8 protein-coding genes, 3 tRNA genes and 3 pseudogenes are annotated in these 19,951 nt (G+C 67.6%); 7 read left to right on the top strand and 7 right to left on the bottom strand.

Annotation, left to right across the window (positions count from 1 at the left end; all coding sequences use genetic code 11):
- Positions 1–276: 276 nt before the first annotated feature.
- Positions 277–490 (top strand): annotated as a pseudogene (locus tag KCH87_RS36655) (tyrosine-type recombinase/integrase); the annotation flags it as partial.
- A gap of 68 nt (positions 491–558) precedes the next feature.
- On the opposite strand, the gene KCH87_RS36660 reads toward KCH87_RS36655, so the two are convergent.
- Positions 559–636 (bottom strand) — tRNA-OTHER (locus KCH87_RS36660).
- A 419-nt stretch (positions 637–1,055) separates the two neighbouring features.
- On the opposite strand from KCH87_RS36660, the gene KCH87_RS36665 reads away from it, so the two are divergent.
- The 3 genes and pseudogenes from KCH87_RS36665 to KCH87_RS36675 all read left to right on the top strand — a co-directional run bounded on the left by KCH87_RS36665 (position 1,056) and on the right by KCH87_RS36675 (position 6,962).
- Positions 1,056–3,011: an ATP-dependent endonuclease gene (locus KCH87_RS36665; RefSeq protein WP_210592185.1), complete on the top strand. Its 1,956-nt coding sequence runs from the start codon at positions 1,056–1,058 to the stop codon at positions 3,009–3,011.
- Entirely contained in the window at positions 3,008–4,858 is a 1,851-nt protein-coding gene (locus KCH87_RS36670; protein ID WP_210592186.1) for an ATP-dependent helicase, read from the top strand. The genes KCH87_RS36665 and KCH87_RS36670 overlap by 4 nt, the downstream gene beginning before the upstream one ends.
- A 338-nt stretch (positions 4,859–5,196) precedes the next feature.
- Positions 5,197–6,962: pseudogene (locus KCH87_RS36675) on the top strand (IS481 family transposase).
- 48 nt (positions 6,963–7,010) lie between these two features.
- Here the strand turns inward: KCH87_RS36675 and KCH87_RS49635 are convergent.
- On the bottom strand, positions 7,011–7,388 hold the full coding sequence (locus tag KCH87_RS49635; protein ID WP_247197357.1) for a hypothetical protein: 378 nt from the start codon (positions 7,386–7,388) through the stop codon (positions 7,011–7,013).
- Here KCH87_RS49635 and KCH87_RS36680 point away from each other — a divergent pair.
- A pseudogene (locus KCH87_RS36680) lies at positions 7,342–8,295 on the top strand (tyrosine-type recombinase/integrase); the annotation flags it as partial. The gene KCH87_RS49635 and the pseudogene KCH87_RS36680 overlap by 47 nt on opposite strands.
- A gap of 94 nt (positions 8,296–8,389) precedes the next feature.
- Here KCH87_RS36680 and KCH87_RS36685 read toward each other — a convergent pair.
- Together KCH87_RS36685 and KCH87_RS36690 are read right to left on the bottom strand one after the other, a co-directional pair.
- A tRNA-Arg gene (locus KCH87_RS36685) sits at positions 8,390–8,462 on the bottom strand.
- 192 nt (positions 8,463–8,654) lie between these two features.
- Positions 8,655–8,745: transfer RNA gene (locus KCH87_RS36690), tRNA-Ser, on the bottom strand.
- A 169-nt stretch (positions 8,746–8,914) separates the two neighbouring features.
- Here KCH87_RS36690 and KCH87_RS36695 point away from each other — a divergent pair.
- Together KCH87_RS36695 and KCH87_RS36700 are read left to right on the top strand one after the other, a co-directional pair.
- Positions 8,915–9,376 (top strand): SSI family serine proteinase inhibitor, encoded by a 462-nt coding sequence (locus KCH87_RS36695; protein ID WP_210592187.1) that lies wholly within the window; start codon positions 8,915–8,917, stop codon positions 9,374–9,376.
- Positions 9,377–9,645: 269 nt separating this feature from the next.
- Complete coding sequence (locus KCH87_RS36700) at positions 9,646–14,052, top strand: PAS domain-containing protein (protein WP_210592188.1); 4,407 nt, start codon at positions 9,646–9,648, stop codon at positions 14,050–14,052.
- A 90-nt stretch (positions 14,053–14,142) separates the two neighbouring features.
- Here the strand turns inward: KCH87_RS36700 and KCH87_RS36705 are convergent, their stop codons facing one another.
- From KCH87_RS36705 to KCH87_RS50235, 3 genes are all read right to left on the bottom strand, one after another.
- The gene (locus KCH87_RS36705; RefSeq protein ID WP_210592327.1) at positions 14,143–15,783 is read right to left on the bottom strand and encodes a long-chain fatty acid--CoA ligase; all 1,641 of its coding nucleotides are present in this window, start codon (positions 15,781–15,783) and stop codon (positions 14,143–14,145) included.
- 296 nt (positions 15,784–16,079) lie between these two features.
- Entirely contained in the window at positions 16,080–16,907 is an 828-nt protein-coding gene (locus KCH87_RS36710; RefSeq protein WP_210592189.1) for a hypothetical protein, read from the bottom strand.
- A gap of 159 nt (positions 16,908–17,066) precedes the next feature.
- Positions 17,067–19,727: a LuxR C-terminal-related transcriptional regulator gene (locus KCH87_RS50235; protein ID WP_308298999.1), complete on the bottom strand. Its 2,661-nt coding sequence runs from the start codon at positions 19,725–19,727 to the stop codon at positions 17,067–17,069.
- Positions 19,728–19,951 lie beyond the last annotated feature (224 nt).

Genomic DNA, 19,951 nt, shown 5'->3' on the forward strand with positions numbered 1-19,951 from the left:
GAGCGGCTTTGGGCTGGAGCTGCTTTGGCGCGAGTGATCATGGCCCAATAAGCTTGCGGCGAGTCGGGCAGTCTGTGGACCTGCCCGGTAAAGCACGACGTTGGGGCCATGATCTTCGAGGCTCGCCCCAAAGTGGCTGCCTAAAGCCGCGGAGCCGACCGCCCCAGCCACGACGTACCCCCTTCGACGCCTACTCGGCGGCGCAGGCATCTCCCCGCGCGTGGCACGGCCCCCGGCCGGCCTGCGCTCCTGTCTCCGCCCCGCTTCAGCCCGGCCGCCGTCCTCCGCGTCATCCGTCTCCATGACGCTCGGCACAGCGACCCTTCTCACGGCGGCCGGGGTCGCGCCCCGTGTCGTGATGGAGATCCTCGGGCACAGCCAGATCAGCATCACCATGGACGTCTACACGCACGTCGTGCAGGACACCCAGCGCGAAGCCATGAGCCACATGGACCGGCTACTGCGAAAGCGGCGCCCCGGTCGTCAGTGACCGACCCCGTGGATGTCAGAAGTAGATGTCAAAGGCCCCGAACCATGATCGGTCCGGGGCCTTTTGGCTGGTGCCCCCGGCAGGATTCGAACCTGCGACACCCGCTTTAGGTCACCGGCTGGGACGTCCGGCCGGTGAACTGGGGCTTCAGTACATGCCGCGGCACCCTGCAACTGGACCACAGGACGCCCTCATTGACCGTGGCTGTCCTCTGTTCTGGCACGGCCTTGGCAGGAACCTCAGGCGACGACAGTCAGCCACGACAGCGGGTCCGCCGGCCGACCACGCACGCGTATGCCTCGCTGTACCCCCACCGGCCCCAGCCCCGTTGCCTTGGATCGTCGACCAGAGCAAGCCGCGACGTCCTACCCTTCACGATCGCTGACACCTGACGCAGGCTCACCAACGGTCCGAGGACAGGTAGACCTGCCCCTAAGGGGAACGTCAAGAGCCTCCGGAGGCTTGTCTGCGCACCGAGGCGCCCAAATTTCATGGTTCGCCCTCACCTGCGAGGCTTGCGGCCTTAACATGCTATGCAGACTTCCACGTACGGGCGAGGAACCATATGCGAATCAGTCGCGTTCTCATCGAGAACTACCGCAACTTTCGACGCTTGGAAATCGACCCGTTTCCTCCTGCGGCGGTAATTGTGGGAGAGAACGGAGTAGGTAAATCAAACTTCCTGCGCGCTCTGCGACTCGTACTCGACCCGGACCTCCCCGACTCTGCACGATCATTGCGACCAGAAGACATCTGTGACTTCTCTGAAGAATCCTATGAGACCGGAATCACAGTAAAGATCGAGGTCGACATCACAGACTTTGCCGGAAACCAAAAGGCTGAAGCTGCCTTTGATGGATGCTTTTCTGAACGGAAACCCCTGACAGCTCGACTGACGTACCTTTTCGAGCCGCTGGTTAAGACGGATGGGCAGAGCGCGGATAGCCTTACGCCTGATGACTATACCTGGGATATCTGGGCCGGGATCAAAGCCGACCGGGATGGAAAGCGTATCAGGCGAGACGTGAACTTTACGGTGCTTCCTGCGATGCGCGACGCAGTCAGCGATCTTTCACGATGGCGAGACTCTCCCTTGCAAGAGTTGCTGGATGCTCGAAAGCCGAACAAGGTGGCCCTTGTAGACACGGCAAAACGGGTGTCCGTTGCAATGGATCTCCTAGCCGGCGAGCCGGAGATCGCACAACTTGCTAGTGACCTTTCAGGACGGCTGATTGCCATGGCCGGTTCTCGCGTTGACATTAACCCGAAACTCGGGTTTGCATCTAGTGATCCTGACCGCCTCTTGCGTTCTATCCGGGTGTTCGTAGATCAGAAACGCACCCGCAGCGTAGCGGACGCCTCGACGGGGAACGCGAATATTCTTTACTTGGCATTGCTCCTTGAGAGAGCAGCGTCGAGAAGAAATTCCGATGCCGTTTTGGATACCATTCTCGGAGTAGAAGAACCAGAAGCGCACCTTCATCCGGTTCTTCAGCGGCAGGTGTTCAGTTATCTTTTGCGCAACGAGTCTTCATTGATGGTTACGACCCATAGCCCTCATATTGCTGCTGTCTCACGCCTGGATTCACTGGTACTGCTGAGGCCGAGTAAGGACGGCGCTACGGAAGTGACCTTCACGGCGGGCTCAAATTTCGATCCAAAGCTGAAGGCGGACCTTGAACGGTATCTCGATGTAAGTCGCGCTGAACTCCTTTTCTGCTCGGGCGCAATTTTAGTAGAGGGAATCGCTGAGGTATACCTTGTCCCTGCTCTGGCGAAGGCACTGGGATTTGATCTGGATGCGCACGGCGTGGTCGTAGCAAATATTACAGGCACGGACTTCCATCCGTTCAGACAGCTACTCGGACCGGATGCTCTCACTGTCCCTCACGTAATCATTACTGACGGAGACCCTACCAATAAGGAAGGGAAGTATATCCATCTCGGATTGCGCCGTGCGGCGAAATTGATGGAGTCGGTTAAGGCGATGGATTTTTCACGCCGCGTGGATGAAGTGCTCGCAGTGGGAGAGCAAGCAAACACCTCAACCCTCAGAGCCGAAGCCGTAGACGTTGGTGTATTCATCGGCCCGAAGACTCTGGAGGTTGACCTAGCCCCATTGCTCGTAGAGTTGATGATTGCTGCCCATTCTGACTTCGATGTGTCAGACCCCCTTAAGGCTGCCTTTGAGCAAGCTACGCGTGGACTCGTTAGCGGCGACCAAACACACTGCGAGGAGTTTCTCAGGCGTATTGACTCCGTAAGCAAGGGAAGATTCGCTCAGCGTCTGTCCTCGTACGTGGAGAAAGCTGATTTCTCGCACTTCATCTCTCAGATGGAGGCGAGTGTCGCATCTATCATGTCTTCTCCTTCTGTGGATGATAAGGAACGGCTTGTAACGATGAGTCTGTTCTCACAGTCCACCTTCGGACACCTAATTAGTGCACTGGACAGCATTTCTAGAGCTGTCCGGCAGCATGGTCTTTTTGATGCTAAGCCAGCGGAGGGTGAGGTTTCATGACTTCCCGTCCCCTTATGCGCCGCGTTCTGGCTGCGGAAATTGAGGAGCTGAACGATGAGCAAAGGGAGGCTGTTACATATAGAGGAAACCTGGTAGCCCTTGCTGGCCCCGGTTCTGGGAAAACTCGAACTCTGGTCGCCCGCGTCGGTTATCTCCTTGAAACGCAGGTGGAATCCCATAGGGGGGTGGCTGCAATTACCTATACTAATCACGCCGCCCGTGAAATTGTGGATCGCCTCGGCCGGTTGGGAATCAAACCGGGAAATCGCTTGGCATCGAATACACTCCACTCCTGGTGTCTCGCTCATGTTCTTCGACCCTACTCGGCACTTGTCGGCCGTACTTCCCCCGACGATCTAATCATCGTTGATGACAAGACGAAGGAATGGATAGGGATCCTGGAGCAGAGCTTTGCGCGCGCCGGGGTTATGGCCATTCCCAGGTATGAGAAGCCAGCATTTACAAGAGCGAGGCGCCGGCATGCTGTGGGTGACACCGGTGAGCTGCGCGATCCAATGATCGACGCGTCTGCAGTTTTTGATCAACTGATGGATGAGAGGGGCTGGATCGATTTTGATATGATGATTTCTCGTTCACTGTCCCTTCTTCAAGATTTTCCTGATATTGCAAGCCTCGTTGCATCGAAATTCCCGCATGTCGTGGTGGACGAGTATCAGGACCTGGGGCCAGTACTGCACTCGTTGGTTAAAGTCCTGGCTGGTAGCGCACATGTTAGTATTTCTGCATTCGGTGATCCTGATCAGACCGTGATGGGTTTTACCGGGGCGGATCCCAAGTATCTGCAAGAGTTGAGGGAAACATTCCATAATGTTTCCCTCAAGGTGAACTATCGAAGCGGTCAGGCCATCATTGCTGCCAGTCACGCCGTGCTAAAAGAGACGCGCGATCACGAAGCGCGTCCGGGGCGGGACGATGCAGGGGTTATTGAGCCCATCTATGTTGACAGTGGTCTACGGGCACATGCAGAGGTTGTGGCGCGGAAAATCCTTCAGCTGGTAGTTAGTGGAATCCCTGCTCACGAAATCGCAGTATTGTACCCACGTAAAGGCCCTCTGCTTACATCTCTCCTGTCCGCCTTTACTGAATATGGGCTCGATTTCGTTCACGAAAAGGATGAGAAGCTTCCCGAAGGGGAGATGGCCGACTTCATCCGCGCTTGTGCCGCTAGGACCGTGTCAGGCTACCAGCCTCCTGAGATTGATTCGAGTGCAGATGAGGTGCGGACACTCAGTGACTTGTCCCGTCAATATGCGAACATGCGGCGCGAGGCTGGATTGCTTGAACTTCCTGGCCGAGAAGCTGATGCCGCTTTGGCTAGGCTTCTTCAGTCGGAGTCTGATGGACGTCAACGAGATTTGCTGACCTGGTTTGATGAGCTGGTCAACGATCTTGAACTTGATTTGGTGGCCCAGCGAAGCCCCCGGCGACTTGACGCGGAATCTGTTGTTGATTTTCGTGAATGCTGCGTAAATCATGATCTCGAACTAGCCGATATTGTTGTGGGTGCTCTTCGTACTGGACGATTCACTCTGACCACTTATCATGCAGCGAAGGGGAGGGAGTGGCAGGTAGTGATTCTTCCGGGTCTCGTGGACGGCATCATGCCTGGTCGTTTCTGGGACAGGAAACGGAGAACATTCCCGGAGCCCCCGCCTGACAGATTGGCTCAAGATCGCCTTGCATTTTATGTAGGCTTGACGCGAGCTAAAGCGGCTGCTGTCTTGGTTTATGGAGGATTCTGGGAGACCGACTGGGGGACGAGAAACACCTTGGGCGTGTCAAGGTTCATGCTGGATGTCCTCGCGCACTTGTCACCTGGAAAATGAACCGGATCTTCGAAGTGATCGCGGTGTGAACGATTGCCTCATCTGTAACTATCCCTGGCATTAACGACTCATCGCTGAGCGCGTGGCACGGGCGCCGGCCGGGCTGGAGCGGGGCGGAGACAGGAGCGCAGGCCCGGTCGGCGCCCGTGCCACGCGCGGCGAGCGGAGTGAGCCGCCTTGAACCAGTAGAGAAAGTTGTAACTCAGTCGGGTGTGTGGGGCTGTGCAACTTCGCTTGATGCTTGACGCGTTGACGTCACTTGATGCTTGACGGTTCCGTCCTCGGTTTGCTGTCTGCGACTGCTGTCGTGGAGGCGGGCGAGGCCGGTGTTAGTGGAGCTGAGCGTGGTCGAGCAGCGGTATCACGCGGTCATGGAGGTGCTGGCCGCCGGCGCGTCCAAGACGGAGGTCGCGGCCTGGTATGGGGTCTCGCGGCAGTCGGTGCACTCCTGGGTGCGCCGCTATCAGCAGGGCCGACTGGCCGGTCTTGCGGACCGGTCGCATCGTCCCGGGTCGCATCCGTGGCAGATGCCGCCTGAGGTGGAGTCGGCGGGGCTGGAGCTGCGGCGACTGCATCCCAGATGAGGACAGCGCCGGTTGCGTCATGAACTGCAGCGTCGGGGTGTTGAGCCGGTGTCGTCGGAGGCGTCGGTGTATCGGATCCTGGTGCGGCACCAGTTGATCGTGCCGGTGAAGCGGCGCAGACGCCGGGAGGATTACCGGCGGTGGGAACGGCCGGGGCCGATGCAGTTGTGGCAGCTGGACGTGATGGGCGGTTTCTGGCTGGCCGATGGTCGCGAGCTGAAGCTGGTGACCGGGGTGGACGACCATTCCCGGTTTTGCGTGATCGCGTCGGTGGTGGAGCGGGCGACCGGCAGGGCGGTGTGTGCGCCGCATTCGCCGCCGCGTTGGTGGCATTCGGCTGTCCGGAGGAGGTGCTGACCGACAACGGCAAGCAGTTCACCGGCCGGTTCGGCACTCCGGGCCCGTTGACGGAAGTGCTGTTCGACCGGATCTGCCGGACCAACGGCATCAAACACCGGCTGACCAAGCCACGGTCACCGACGACCACGGGGAAGATCGAGCGGTTCCATCAGTCGCTGCGGCGTGAACTCCTCGATGACCATGGGCCGTTCACTGACCGGGCCGCGGCGCAGGCCACCATCGACGACTGGCGCGAGGACTACAACACCATCCGTCCGCATCAGTCACTGGATATGGGCACCCCGGCCAGCCGGTTCCAGTCTGCGCCGGCCGACGGGATGCCTTTGCGGCTTCCGGCCCAGCTGGCCATCCCACCGGCTGCTGGTGGTCGTGAGGTGCGAGAGGTCGAACCCGCCCGGGAGGCGGTGCTGGGCTCCCCGGAGGCGGTGGAGGTGGACCGGGTCGTGCCGCCCAGCGGGAATCTCGCGGTGGCCGGTCAGCAGTTCTGGTTCGGGCCGAAGCATGCGGGCGCCGGGGTGACGCTGTGGATGGACAGCACCACCGTCCACGTCAGCTTGGACGGCAAGCGCATCAAGACCGTTCCCTCCCGGCTGAGCACTGCTGACCTGGCCCGGCTGCGGGCATCCGGCGCCCGCCGGGCCGGTCCCGCCCCGGCAAGCCGGGCCCCGGGCCCGCTCGCGGCCCGCCTGCCGATCGAGGTGGCCCGCACCGTGAATGCCTCCGGAGTGGTGGGCCTGGCCGGACGACAGATCACCGTCGGCGTCCCGCTGGCCGGGCAGCGGGTGACGCTGCGGCTGGATGGGCCGCTGATGCAGGTGGTCGCCGACGGGATGCTGGTCCACACCCTGCCCTGTCCCATTCCGCCCCAGCGCAGGGCCTACATCAGCGACGCCCAGCTCAGCCCGCTGCCGCCCAAAGCCCCGCAGGATGCGGTCCGGGTCGGGCGCAAGGTCTCCGCCCGCGGCAGCATCCAGGTCTGCGGCCAGCAGGTCCAGGTCGGCATGGCGCATGCCCGCACCGTGGTCACCGTCGAGGTCACCGACACCACCCTGCACGTCTTCGACCACGACGGACACTGCCTGCGTACGCTGCCCCGCACCAGCAGCAAGGAGGTGACCCGCTTCAAGGCCTACGGCACAAAGAACTGCACAACAGGCTAGGAGCCGGAAAGCATCAACCGACACACAACCGTCAAAGCTCAACTGAACCTAGACATCGGTCGAGTGGGGCTTGAAGTCGTAAGCGCAGGGTGGGAGTTCGATACCTTGGCGGCGTGCGAGCGGTAGGAAGAGCACGGGCCGGATCGTCCAGGTGATGAGCGTGTTGGCTTGGGTCACCGACACCGTGCACGGCTCGAACCGCAGGAGCGCTCGCCTGGTCCTGATACGGCCGAAGTACAGCCAATGCCATGCTTCGTCGGAGGCGTCCGGGTCCAGTGCTGGCGTGATGGTGCGGAGCGTGGTCGCAACCCATCTGTCTGCCTGGGGTGCTGAGTAGGCGTCGAAGGATGCCCGGAGTGCCGGCTGTCCTGGGGTGTCGGTGAGGTCTTCGATCGTCCCGCATCTGGGTACGAAGCGGCTCGACAAGCTGACCGTCCGGGATGTCCGTGAGTGGCTGACCAAGCTGGCCGGCATCTGCCAGTGCTGTGCGCAGGGCAAGGACGCCAAGCGGTCCCAGGAACGGCGGCGTTGCTGCGCCATCGGGGAGTGCTGCGAGGCGTACCCCTCCCGCCGTGTGATCCAGGCCGCGCGCGACGCACTGCGCGCCGCACTCACCCACGCCTTGGCCGAGGAGGAGATCAACAAGAACGTGGCCTCCCTGGTCAAGGTCCCCAAGCCGCGCCGTCGTCGGGTCAAGCCGTGGTCCGTCATCGAAGCGAGCCGCTTCCTTGCCGATGGCTTGGCGCGCGAAGATCCGCTCTTCGCAGCATGGGTGCTGGTCCTCTGTCTGGGGCTGCGCCGAGGTGAAGTCCTGGGCTTCACCTGGAAGTCGATCTACTTCGACACGGGTGAGCTGCACGTGGATCACCAGATCCAGCGGGCGGGGCGTCAGATCCTCCACCGGGAGACGAAGACGGAGGAGTCGGACGACTTTCTGCCCCTACCGGACTTCTGCCTCAAGGCACTCCGCATGCGCCGCGCTCAGCAGACTGGAGACCGTAAGGCGGCCGGTGATCTCTGGCAGGACATCCGCGGCCTGGTCTTCACGACGAAGTACGGGACGCCCATCGAGCCGGGGAACCTCACCCGCATGTTCGCCCTGCGCGCTCGCCGCGCCGGCCTCCGCGTCATCCCGCTCCGGAACACGCGGCACACATGAAGCTCGCTGTTGGTTGCGCTGAAGGTGCACCCCAAGGTGGCTCAGCGCATCCTCCGGCACTCACAGATCGCCATGACGATGGAGGTCTACGCCGAAGCGAGCGAGGAGGAGGTACGCGCGGCGCTCGGCAAGCTGTCAGCTGCGATGGGCGGCACGCAGACGGCAACCGGCTGACATCAGTCGCTGACATCAACGGTTGCTGTACTTCACTGCTGTACGCCCCTGAAACGCCAAAGACCCCGGAGTGATCCGGGGCCTTCGACCTGTGTGCACTCGGCAGGATTCGAACCTGCAACCTTCTGATCCGTAGTCAGATGCTCTATCCGTTAAGCTACGAGTGCTTGTCTTCTTTTGTTTTTGTCGCCGTTTCCGCCCTTCCGGGCTGCTCGCGGCGACAGGAAGAACATTACATGACTGCCGCCGCCATGTGAAATCCGTTAGCCATACCCCTTGTGAGCTGGGGAAACGGCCTTCAGAGGTGCCGGAACGACCGAAGCCCCGATCGTGTGGACCAGGGCTTCGGTGATCTTGCGCGGAGGCGGAGGGATTTGAACCCTCGATGGGATTGAAGTCCCAAACCGCATTAGCAGTGCGGCGCCATAGACCGGACTAGGCGACGCCTCCCGCACAACCGCCCGCGCGAGCGCGGGTGGTGCGTGCAGATGATGACACAGTCGAGCGTGGTGTCACCAATCGCCCCCCACGGTACTAGGCAGGCAGGCCACAGGGCAAAGGGCTTCGGGTGCGGTGGGGCGGGGCGCAACCGTGGGGGCCGTACGGCGTTAGTCAGGTCATGTTGCAGGTCACCCGGATTCTCCTTACTGCCGTCGTCTCTGTCGCCGCGGCCGGTTCGCTGGCGGCGCCGTCGTCCGCCGCCAGTCATGTCGAGGCCGCTCCGCCGCCCGTCCGCGACGAGGACCGGGGCGGCGATCACCTCACGGTCACGGTCCGGCACGCGGGCGGCGGTGCGGACGGGACGTATGAGCTGTACTGCCATCCCGACGGAGGCAGCCATCCCGAGGCGGGGGGCGCGTGTGCGGCCGTCGACCGGAACACGCGGTGGGGGACGGAGACCTTCGCTCCCGTGCCCGACGGCACCATCTGCACCATGCAGTACGGCGGCGCCGCCACCGCGCATGTCACCGGGACCTGGGGCGGGCGGCCCGTCGACGCGACGTACGGCCGCAGTGACGGGTGCGAGATCGCCCGGTGGGATCGGCTCGTGCCGCTGTTGCCCGACCTCACTCGGGTCTGAGGTCAATTCCGAGGCCCGCCTCAGAACCAAAGGGACCGTAAAAGTCCCGCGAAGGTCTCGCGAGGTGCGGGCGGAGCGAAAACGCGCGGTCACGCGTGCGGCAACGCGGTCCGCGTCACGTCGTCGTCACTTCGTCGTGCGACCTCCCTCTCATCCGGCGTCGCGAGCGCAACCTCAGCCCTTAGACTCCCTCGCGTGACACACCGCGGGCAGGTTGGCAAGATGGCCGGAGCGGTGGGCAAGGTGCGGTAACAGGGAGGAAGCGTCTCGTGAGCAGCAGGCCATCCCGAGGCGCTGCTCGCCTCGCAGCCATACTGGACGCGCTTCCCGATGCGTTGGTGCTGGTCAACGCCAATGGGACCGTCGTGAATGCCAACACCATCGCGCTGGAGGCCTTCGAGGCGCCGGGGACCGCGCTCGTCGGGCGCGGGCTGCTCGACCTGCTTCCGGAGTTCGACTCCAGGCTGATTCCTGGATCGATGCGGCGGCCCGACCACATGGATCCGCGCGGGCAGACCAAGCCGACCCGGATGATGGCGCGCAGGACGGACGGGAGCGAGTTTCCCGTCGAGGTCACCAGCGCGAACCTCGAGAACGGGCAGCAGGCCTACGACAACCACGGCTACGCCTCCGACGAGCTGCTGATGCTCGTCGTACGGGACCTGTCCGGGACCGTCGACACCGAGGCCGAGCTGGCACGGTCCCAGCGGCAGACCGAGATGATCCTGCGGGCCGCGTCCGAGGGTGTGGTGGGGACCGATACCGACGGGCGGATCGTGCTCGTCAATCCGGCTGCCGCTCAGATACTGGGTTATCGGGCCAGTGATCTGGGCGGGCGCGAACTGCACGACCTGATGCTGCACTCGCGCGCCGACGGCACGCCGTTCCCGTACGAGGAGTCCCCGCTCGCCGACACCCTGCGCTCCGGGCGCAAGCACCGGGTGCGCGGGCAGGTGCTGTGGTCGAAGAAGGGCGAGAAGGTCCCGGCCGACCTGACGACCGCGCCGGTGCGGGACGGGGACCAGCTGGTCGGGGCCGTGCTGACCTTCACCGACCGGCGGCCTTACGACAGCCTCGCCGAGGAGAAGTCCGCCGCCGACAAGAGCCATGCGGAGGAGCTGGAGCGGCTCGGCGAGGAGCACGCCTCCGACTTCACCGCGCTGCGCCAGCAGCATGTCACCGAGCTGGAGGAGCTGCGCGAGCAGCACGAGGAGGAGCTCGCGGCCGGCGACGACCGGTACGCCGCGCTCGCCGAGCGCGAGAAGGACCGGTACGAGGCGCTCGCCGGGCGGCATGAGCAGCTGCTGACGCTCCTCGGCGGGTCGCTGCGCGGGCCGCTCGACGAGCTGCGGCGTGACCTCTCGGCGCTCGCCGCGGACGACGCCGGGCAGCTGTGGCCCGAGGCCAACCAGGTGCTCCACCATCTGTCCGCCGGGTACTCGCGCATCACCCAGCTCATCGACAACGTCCTCGCGTATCAGCTGATCGACGCGGGCACCGAGCAGATCGTCCGTACGAAGGTGATGCTCGACGCCGTCGTCGCCGCCGGTGTCGACGGCGCCGTCGAGCTGATCGGGCCGGGGCGCGTGCAGTTCGCCGTACATGCGCCGCCCATCGAGGCCGAGGTCGATCCGGCCCGCCTCGCCACCGCGCTCGCGCATCTCGTCGCCGATGTCGCCGGGGTCGACGCGACCGGGAACTCTCCCGTGTCCGCGGGCGGTTATATGGACAACACGGTCGTGGTGGCGGCCGCGCAGCGCGGTGAGGTCGTACGGATCGAGGTGCGCGGGCCGTATACCGGGGGAGACCCGGTGCACGAGCCGATCGTGCGCGGGATCGTGCGGGCGCACGGCGGTGTGCTTCAGACGCATGAAGTGCCGGGGATGAGCGGCAGTGCGTTCGTCCTCGAAGTGCCGATCGGCGGCGGGGCCGGGGCTGTGCCGGCCCCGGCAGCCGCGACCGCCGAGCCGCAGGAGGCCGAGCAGACCTCCGCCGGTGGGCGGCGGCGGGCCCGGCGGTCCTCCGTGGACGCGTTCCTGGAGAGCGAGGTGCCGGGCGCCGCCGGTGAGTCCGGTGGCTCCGAGGGCTCGGTGCCCACCGGGCGGCGAAGGCGGCGTGCGGCGGAGGAGGCGGCGGCAGCAGGTACCGCTCCGGTTCCGGCGCAGTCTTCGGGCGAGGAGTCCGGGGGTTCCGGCGGTACCGGGCGGCGGCGGGGGCGGTCTGCCGAGGGTGCGGATGCGGGTGCCCAGGGCGGTACGGCGGTCGGTTCCGGCCTCGAACTCGCCGCCGGGGTTTCTGCGGGCGCCGTCGTCACGGCCGCCGAGCATGCCGCCGGCGCCGCGGCCTCAGGGTCCGGCCTGGGCGGTACGGTGCCGCCGCGGGGCGTGCCCACGCCCGACGGGGCCGTACCCGCAGGGCAGCGTGCCCGGCAGGGCGGCGGGGCGCAGCAGGCGTTGCCGCCCGCGCTGCCCGCGGCGTCCGACGGGGCCGCCACCGAGAACGCACAGCCGACCGGGCGACGCCGGCGTGCCCTGGCCGCCGCGAACGAGCGTGCCGCCGCCCAGGAGGCGGCCCCCCGTGCGGTGTTCGCCCTGCCGCCCGCCGAGGCGGACCGGGCTCCGGGGAGCCCCGCGGCGCAGGCGCCCGTACAGGTTCCGGCCCCCGGTGTGTCCGGGGATGCCCTGATGGACAACGGCCGGCATGACGCCGTACCGAACGACCAGTCCGAGGACCACACCCCGCCGCAGCCGCACCCCGCGAACGCGCCGACGGGCCGCCGACGCAGGGCTGTCGCCCAGCCGGCGGCGGAGCCGGCCGGGACTCCCGCGCAGGGGGTTCCGGCGCAACAGGGTGTGCCCGTGCAGGCGGGCCAGGCCGTGGCCGGTCAGCCCGGAGCGGCATTGCCGCCGCAGGGCACCGGGGTTCAGGCCAACGGGCAGGGATCCCCTGGACAAGGTCCGGGACAGGCCGTGCAGATGGCGCCCGGGCAGCCGGCTCCGGCGTCGCAGGCGACCCCGGGCGGGCCGATCCCGGCACAGGTGCCGCCCGGGCAACCGGTCCCGGCTACCCCGGCGCAGCAGGTCGGCGTGCAGGGCGTTCCGGGGCAGCAGGGCGTGGCACCGCCTGGACAGGCCGCGGTACCCGGTCGGCCCGCCGTGGCCGCGGCCCCGCAGGGCACCCCGGCCCAGGCTCAGGCCGTACCGGCGGCTCCCGGTCAGGCGGCCCCGGCGGCGCCGCAGGCAGGTCCCGCACCTGCGGCCCAGGCTGCCCCCGCGCAGAACGCCCCCGCGCTTCAGCCCGGTCAGCCGCTTCCCGCGGAAGCCGTGCCCGGTCAGGCCGGCCCGCCTCAGGGCACCCCGGCCCCCCAGCCATGGCCCACGGCCGACGGCAGTTCCGGTGCGGGCACTCCCGTAGCAGCGAATGCCCTCGGCACCCCGGTGCCGCCGAACCCGACCGGCGCCCCCGTGCCTTCCAACGGCGCCGCCGCCCCCGTACCGCCGAACGCCCCCGAGGACGCGGCCGCACCCCAGCGGGCCGCGCAGCCGCTGCCCGCCGAGGCCGGTGCCGCACCGGTGGACCCGAACTCCACGCAGGGGCGGGCGATCAGTGTGCGGACGTTGGGGCAGGGTGTCCCGTTCAGCAGGCAGGCGGCGCAGGTGCAGCAGGCCGCCGCGCCGACGGCACCGCCGGCCTCGTCGCAGACGGTCGGCGGCAAGCGCCGGAAGCTGGGGACGCCGCCCGACCGACCCGACCAGGCGACCCGGCCGCATACCCCGGGTGAGCCGACGTCGGCGCGCGGGTCCCGGCTGGCGCAGTCCACCGAGGCGGCGGGACGGTCGTACGCCATAGGCGCACCGGACGAGAACGCCGCCGAGGGGCCCGAGCCGCTGGACGGTCCCGGTGGGGCCGTCGAGGTCTCGGAACCGCCGCGGCCGCAGCCGATGGACGACGAGCTGCCGCCGGAGCCGCTGGACAATCCGCGTCGGCTGCTGGTGTGGCCCGCGCCGGACGTCACCACGCAGCAGGCGCTCAGCGACCGTGGGTACCGGCCGGTCATCGTGAACTCACGCGAGGAGGTCGACGCACAGATCGCGGCCTTCCCCGCGGCGCTGTTCGTCGATCCGCTGACCGGGCCGATCACGCGTACGGCACTTCAGTCGTTGCGGCAGGCGGCCGTGGCCGCGCAGGTGCCGGTGATGGTCACGGCCGGGCTCGGACAGGCGACGCGCGAGGCGGCGTACGGCGCCGATCCCGCCGTACTGCTGAAGGCGCTCGCGCCCCGCGACAGTGAGCAGCATCCGCCGCGCGTGCTGCTGATCGAGGAGCACGCGGAGATCGCGCTGGCGCTGACCGCGACGCTGGAACGGCGTGGGATGCAGGTCGCGCGGGCGGCCAGCGATGCCGACGCGGTGACGCTGGCGGGGCAGTTCCGGCCGAATCTCGTCGTGATGGACCTGCTCCAGGTGCATCGCCGCCAGTCCGGGATCGTCGACTGGCTGCGCGCGAACGGGCAGCTCAACCGCACCCCGCTCGTCGTCTACACGGCCGCCGTCGACCAGGCCGATCTGCCGCGGCTGGCGTCCGGGGAGACGGTGCTGTTCCTGGCGGAGCGGTCGACCAGTACCGAGGTGCAGGACCGGATCGTGGATCTGCTGGCGCGGATCGGTACGAACTAGAGGCGTAACGACGTCGATACGGCGGTGAGGTCGGCGTCCGCCGAGCAGGGAACCCGGGGGTTTTCTGCTCGGCGTTCGCCCAGCGCCGCGTCAGAGTTTGGTGACGTCCAGCCGGCCGTCGGCGTACTGCCGCCGCAGCACCTTCTTGTCGAACTTGCCGACGCTCGTCTTCGGAACGGCCTCGATGATCGTCCAGCGCTCCGGGAGCTGCCACTTGGCGATCTTGCCCTCGTCGGCGAGGAAGGCGCGCAGGGACGCGAAGTCGGCGGTGGAGCCCTCCTTCAACACGACCGTGGCGAGCGGGCGTTCGCCCCACTTGTCGTCGGGGACGGCGACCACGGCGGCCTCGGCGACGTCCGGGTGGGACATCAGCGCGTTCTCCAGCTCGACCGAGGAGATCCACTCGCCGCCGGACTTGATGACGTCCTTGGCACGGTCGGTGAGGGTGAGGAAGCCGTCGGCGGAGATGGTGCCCACGTCGCCCGTCTTCAGCCAGCCGTCCTCGCTGAACTTGTCGGCGGGGCGCAGGGGTTCGGTGCCCGGGCCGTTGTAGTAGGCGCCCGCGATCCAGGGGCCGCGGACCTCCAGTTCGCCGGCCGCTTCGCCGTCCCAGGGGAGGCGCTCGCCGCCGGGGCCGCTGAGGCGGGCCTCGACGCTCGCCGGGAAGCGGCCCTGGGTGAGGCGGTAGGCGAACTCCTCGTCGGTGCCGACCGCGTGGGCCGGCGGGCGGGCGATCGTGCCGAGCGGGGAGGTCTCCGTCATGCCCCAGGCGTGGCAGACCCGCATGCCGAGCTTGTCGAACGCCTCCATCAGCGAGGGCGGACAGGCCGAGCCGCCGATGGTGACCTGGGTGAGGGTGGAGACATCGCGGGGCCGCGCCGTCAGCTCGCCGAGCAGGCCCTGCCAGATGGTGGGGACGGCGGCCGCGTGCGTCGGCTTCTCGCGCTCGATCATCTCGGCGAGGGGGGCGGGCTGGAGGAAGCGGTCCGGCATCAGCAGGTTCACGCCGGTCATGAAGGTCGCGTGCGGCAGGCCCCAGGCGTTGACGTGGAACTGGGGGACCACGACCAGCGAGGTGTCCTGGTCGGTCAGGCCCATCGACTGGGTCATGTTGACCTGCATGGAGTGCAGGTAGATCGAACGGTGGCTGAACACCACGCCCTTGGGATCGCCCGTCGTCCCGGACGTGTAGCACATGGCCGCGGCCTGGCGCTCGTCCAGCTCCGGCCAGTCGTACGTCGTCGGCTTTCCGGCGATCAGCTCCTCGTACGCGTGCACCTGCGGGGTGACGTCCGCGAGCAGCGACAGGTCGCCGGGGCCGGACACGACCACGTGCTCGACGGTCTTGAGGTGCGGCAGCAGCGGGGCGAGCAGCGGCAGCAGCGAACCGTTGACGAGCACCACCCGGTCAGCGGCGTGGTTCACGATCCAGGCGAGTTGCTCGGCCGGCAGGCGCAGGTTCAGCGTGTGCAGGATCGCGCCCATGGAGGGGATCGCGAAGTAGGCCTCGACGTGTTCGGCGTTGTTCCACATCAGCGTCGCCACACGCTCGTCGTCCGCGACCCCGAGGTCCTCGCGCAGGGCGTGCGCCAGCTGGGCCGTACGGGCGCCGGCCTCGGCGAAGGAGCGCCGCTGGGGCTCCTCCCCGGTCCAGGTGATCACCTGCGACGATCCGTGGACCGTCGACCCGTGGGTCAGGATCCTGGAGATCAGCAGCGGTACGTCCTGCATGGTGCTCAGCACGGCGTCCTCCCGGGGGCGACATTGCCTACGCGGTAGTAAGGGTTGGGCTGATTCTGCTCACATACCGCGCGGTCTGTCACGAGGCGCGGGTGATCGATCACGTCGATCACGTCACGTTGCGTTCACCGTGGCGGGACGGTACGGCTCACGGGCGTCCGCACCGCTCGTCCGCCGGACAGGCACCGCTCGTCCGCCGGACAGGCCTGCGAGGCGGAGGCCCGGGGATCCGGGCCTCCGCTGTCCAGTCGACGGCTCAGGTTGGGTGGGCGGCGTCCGCTCCCTGCCTACCTGGCGCAGTAGGCAATCGCGGTCACACCCCAGTCGCCTACGATCGGCGAGGTGGTCGTGGCGGCCACCTCGACGGTGCTCGGGGAAAACGCCGTGGTCGGCTTGAAGAACACCAAGTGGGTTCCGGGCGCCCCGGTGGCGCCGGCGACCCCGGTGACGCGGTATCCGATGGGGCAGAGCGCGAACGCCTTCTTGTTCGGCTGCGAGTTCCTGACCTCCGCCGAGGAGACCTGGAAGTCGGGGAACGCGTTCCCCGTCGCGCAGACAGCGAACGAGACCACTCGGTACTGACCGGCGAACCCGTCTGCGTCCTCCTTGGCGATCACGGTGGACGCGGTGGTGAAGCCCTGGCCGTTCGGCACCATTCCCAGGTCGAGCTCGCCGAAGCCACTCTGGATGAGGCCGCCCGACCCGATCAGGCCCTTTCCTGCCGGGCATTGGGCGCGTTGCTGAGTGACCGGCTCCGACGTCCGCACGCTCTGGGTGGTCACGATCTCCAGGCCGGGTGGCGCGACCGCGCAGAACACGAACGATCGCACCATCCAGCTGGCGGTGGTCTTGGTCTGGTCCTCAAGTGCGGTGACGAGGAAACTCTCCCCGGTCCCCTGCGAGATCGGCCGCGACTCGGTGATGACGACGTTGCTGCTGCCACTGACCAAGGCGCCGCCACCGATGACCCGCTTGCCCTGCGGGCAGAACGCCTGCGCCTGTTTGTTGTCCGAGCTGAGAACGGAGTCCGCGACAACGACCTCCACGGAGCCCGGCGGGATGGTGGTCGCCGCCGCCGGTGCGGCGCCGAGCGCCACCATGGCGAGGACGGTCACACCCACTCCCCACACTGCACGGAACCGCTTTAAGTAGTGCAACACGATGTCCCCCTCGGGCCGATGAATGCCATGGGTGGGAGAATTCCCGTTCCGTGGCGAAATGGCGTGAGTAGCCGGTACTCAACCGCCCCCGGAGGCCACTGCTTGCGTCGTGGTCTACGTCGGGGGGTGGGGGTGATCCCGCTCCACGCCGTGTGCTGGTGTGCCGAGGGTCTGGGCCAGTTCGCGCCGGGTGGTGACGCCAAGTTTGGTGTAGGCGTGGTGGAGGTGGTTGTCGACGGTGCGCACCGACAGGGTCAGAGCTCGGGCGATGTCCTTGCTGGCATTGCCGACGGCGGCGAGCAGGGCGATCTCGCGTTCGCGGGCGGTGAGCGCAGCGGTGGTCTGGGCGGTGGTCAGCAATGGTGTGCGGGCGCCTTCGCAGCGGGCCAGGGCTACGGCTGCCCGGCGGGCGGCCGCTGAGGCGCGGCGGGGGTGGTGCGTCCGGCGCCAGGCGGCCGCGGCGGCGGTGGCCGCCTCGGCGGCCAGCAGGTTCGCGCCGATGCCCTGACATGCGTCGGTGACCTGGAGGAGTTGGTCGGGGTCGTCGGTGGTCAGCGCCGTTGCCAGTTGGGCCCGGGCGGGAGCAAACGCCCCGTCGCATCTCTGCGCGAGTTCGGTCAGCCGGTCCGCGGCATCCTTCGCTCCGCCCAGCCGGGCGACGTCGGTCAGCAGCAGTGCCTCGCCGGTGAGGTGGCCGGTCGTGCGGGCGGCGCGGGCGGCGGCGGTGAGCACGGACCGCGCCTGACCCAGGTGTCCGCGAGCGGCCAGCAGCCACGCCTCGCCCAGGCGCTCCTCCCCGGCGGACAACAGGCCCGGGGCGGACGGCGGCAGAGTACGGTGTTCGGCCAGCGTCGTTTCGGCCGCGTCCAGATCTCCCAGCACGGCCGCGCATGCGGCGAGGCCGCCGAGCACCAGGCGCAGGGCCATGGCGTGGTCGATGCTGCGGGCCAGTGCGGCTGCCTCTGCCCACCAGCGTCGGGCGGTGACGGGGTGGCCGGCCAGCCACTCCGTGCGGCCGAGGAAAACCGCCATCCAGACCCTCACCACGGAATCGGCGGCAACGAGTTCGGCGTAGGCACGCTCGCCCTCCCGGAGGGCTTCGGCCGGTCGGCCGGCCTCGCTGAGAGCGAGGACGAGCGGGATGCGCTGAACGGCGGGATGGGAGGCCAGGGCGTGCTCGTCGACTTGCCGGTGGGCGGCGTGGGCGCGCTCCGCCCAGGCCGCGGCCTCGACCGTACGGCCCACCAGTGCCAGCCCGAAGGGCGTCATCCAGGCACCTCGCAGCCAGGCGTTGACGTCGGAGGCGTCGCCGACCTCGGTTTCCAGGTCCTGGAGCAGGGCCAGCCCCTGGGCCGGCCAGCCTCCCACGATCCGCATGAAGCCCTCGTTGATCTTGAGCTTGCGGTGGCCGGCCGGGCTGGTGATCCGGTCCAGGGCGGCGTCGTTGACCGCGAGGGCCTCGGTGAGGGGGGCATTGCTCCACAGCAGGTTCGTCGTCCGGGCCAGAGCGACCGCGAGCTTGTCCTGCTCGCCGATGGCAAGGGCGTCGGCCTGCGCGAGTGTCGCCTCGGCCCGGTCCCAGCGGCCCATCTCGAAGAAGGCGTCGCCGAGCATCAGGCGGGTGGCGGTAGTGCGGTGCTCTTCGGGCAGGGCCTCGATGAGGGCGATGGTCCGGGGGTAGTCGTGCACGTGGCGGGCCAGTATGGCGGCCTGGGTGAGAAGGGCGGGGTCGGCGGTGCCGGTGGCGGCCAGCCGCCAGGTGGCGATGTGCAGCAGGTCACCGCGGCGGCGGGCACCGCGCGCCTCGAAGCGTGCGGCCTGGTCCAGTAACAGGGCACGGCGGCGCAGGACCGGCAGACCGGCGCGCAGCACCTCGCCGTACAGGGGGTGGGCCAGAGACACGACGATGCGCCGGCGGTCCTGGGCAACGCGGATCAGCCCGGCCTGTTCCAGGCCTGCCACCACCTGCGGTGGGGCGAGGGCCTCGGCATCGGCGAGGGGCAGCGGGTCGCACAGCGCCAGCAGTTCCAGGACGGGCCGTCCGGCGGAATCGGCCGTGGACAGCCGGGTACCGATCAACTCGGTCAGCCGCGCGGTACCCGGCAGCCGGCCCTCGCGCAAATGCCAGATCTCCCCGTCCTCGGTCAGATCCCCGGCCGTCAGCGCGCCGAGAACCAGTTCGCGCAGGTACAGGACGTTGCCGCCACTCGCAGCCGACAACTCGTGCAGGGTACGTCGGGCGACCGGCCCGCCAAGCACGGCCTGCAACAGGGCCTCGACCTGCTCCGGGGTCAGTACGGTCAGATCGACCCGGCGTACCGCGTCCCCGCCCCGCAACGCCGCGACAGCCTTCCCGTAGGGCTCGCCGCTACGGACGGTGCCGATCAGCAGGATCATCCCGGTGTCCATCAACTGCCGCAGCAGCACCGCCGAGGCCGGATCCAGCAGATGCATGTCATCGACCAGCAGCACCCACCGCCGCGGACCCGGCCGTCCGGTGGTCAGCCCCCTGACGACCGCGGCGAACCCGGCCACCGGGTCGGACAGATCCACCCCGGTGGGCAGCAGATGCGCGATCGCCCCCAGCGGCACCGCCCCCGCCGCAGCACTCGCCGTGGCCCGCCCCACCCGGCAGCCCGCTGCGGCTGCCCGGTCCAAACACTCCTCAGCCAGCCGGGACTTGCCCACCCCGGCAGAGCCGCCCACCACGAACCCCCGGCACTCCCGGTCCGCCGACGCCGCAGCGAAGGAGTCCAGCTCCGGCCCACGTCCCACCAACGGCCAACGGCCCACCAAACCCCGCACGCCGGCCCCCCAGCAGGACAAGACACGCGAACACCCCCGATGGGCGCCCCCGGCAGCACTCCACCCGCTCAGCGCGATGCACGATCCGCCTGACGCCGTATCAGCCTACGGAGGCCCCGTGGAGCGGACCAACCGGCTTTCCGGCATTTCTCCGAGATGTCGCCTCACCCGCAGCTCGCTCTCCGAGGGCGGTC

Source organism: Streptomyces sp. GESEQ-35 (assembly GCF_017948485.1).
In the GTDB taxonomy this organism is placed as follows: domain Bacteria; phylum Actinomycetota; class Actinomycetes; order Streptomycetales; family Streptomycetaceae; genus Streptomyces.

Bases quoted from the DNA above. Each gene is read 5' to 3' on its own strand.
- KCH87_RS36665 (WP_210592185.1), top strand. From the start codon at position 1,056: ATGCGAATCAGTCGCGTTCTCATCGAGAACTACCGCAACTTTCGACGC.
- KCH87_RS36670 (WP_210592186.1), top strand. From the start codon at position 3,008: ATGACTTCCCGTCCCCTTATGCGCCGCGTTCTGGCTGCGGAAATTGAG.
- KCH87_RS36695 (WP_210592187.1), top strand. From the start codon at position 8,915: ATGTTGCAGGTCACCCGGATTCTCCTTACTGCCGTCGTCTCTGTCGCC.
- KCH87_RS36705 (WP_210592327.1), bottom strand. From the start codon at position 15,783: ATGCAGGACGTACCGCTGCTGATCTCCAGGATCCTGACCCACGGGTCG.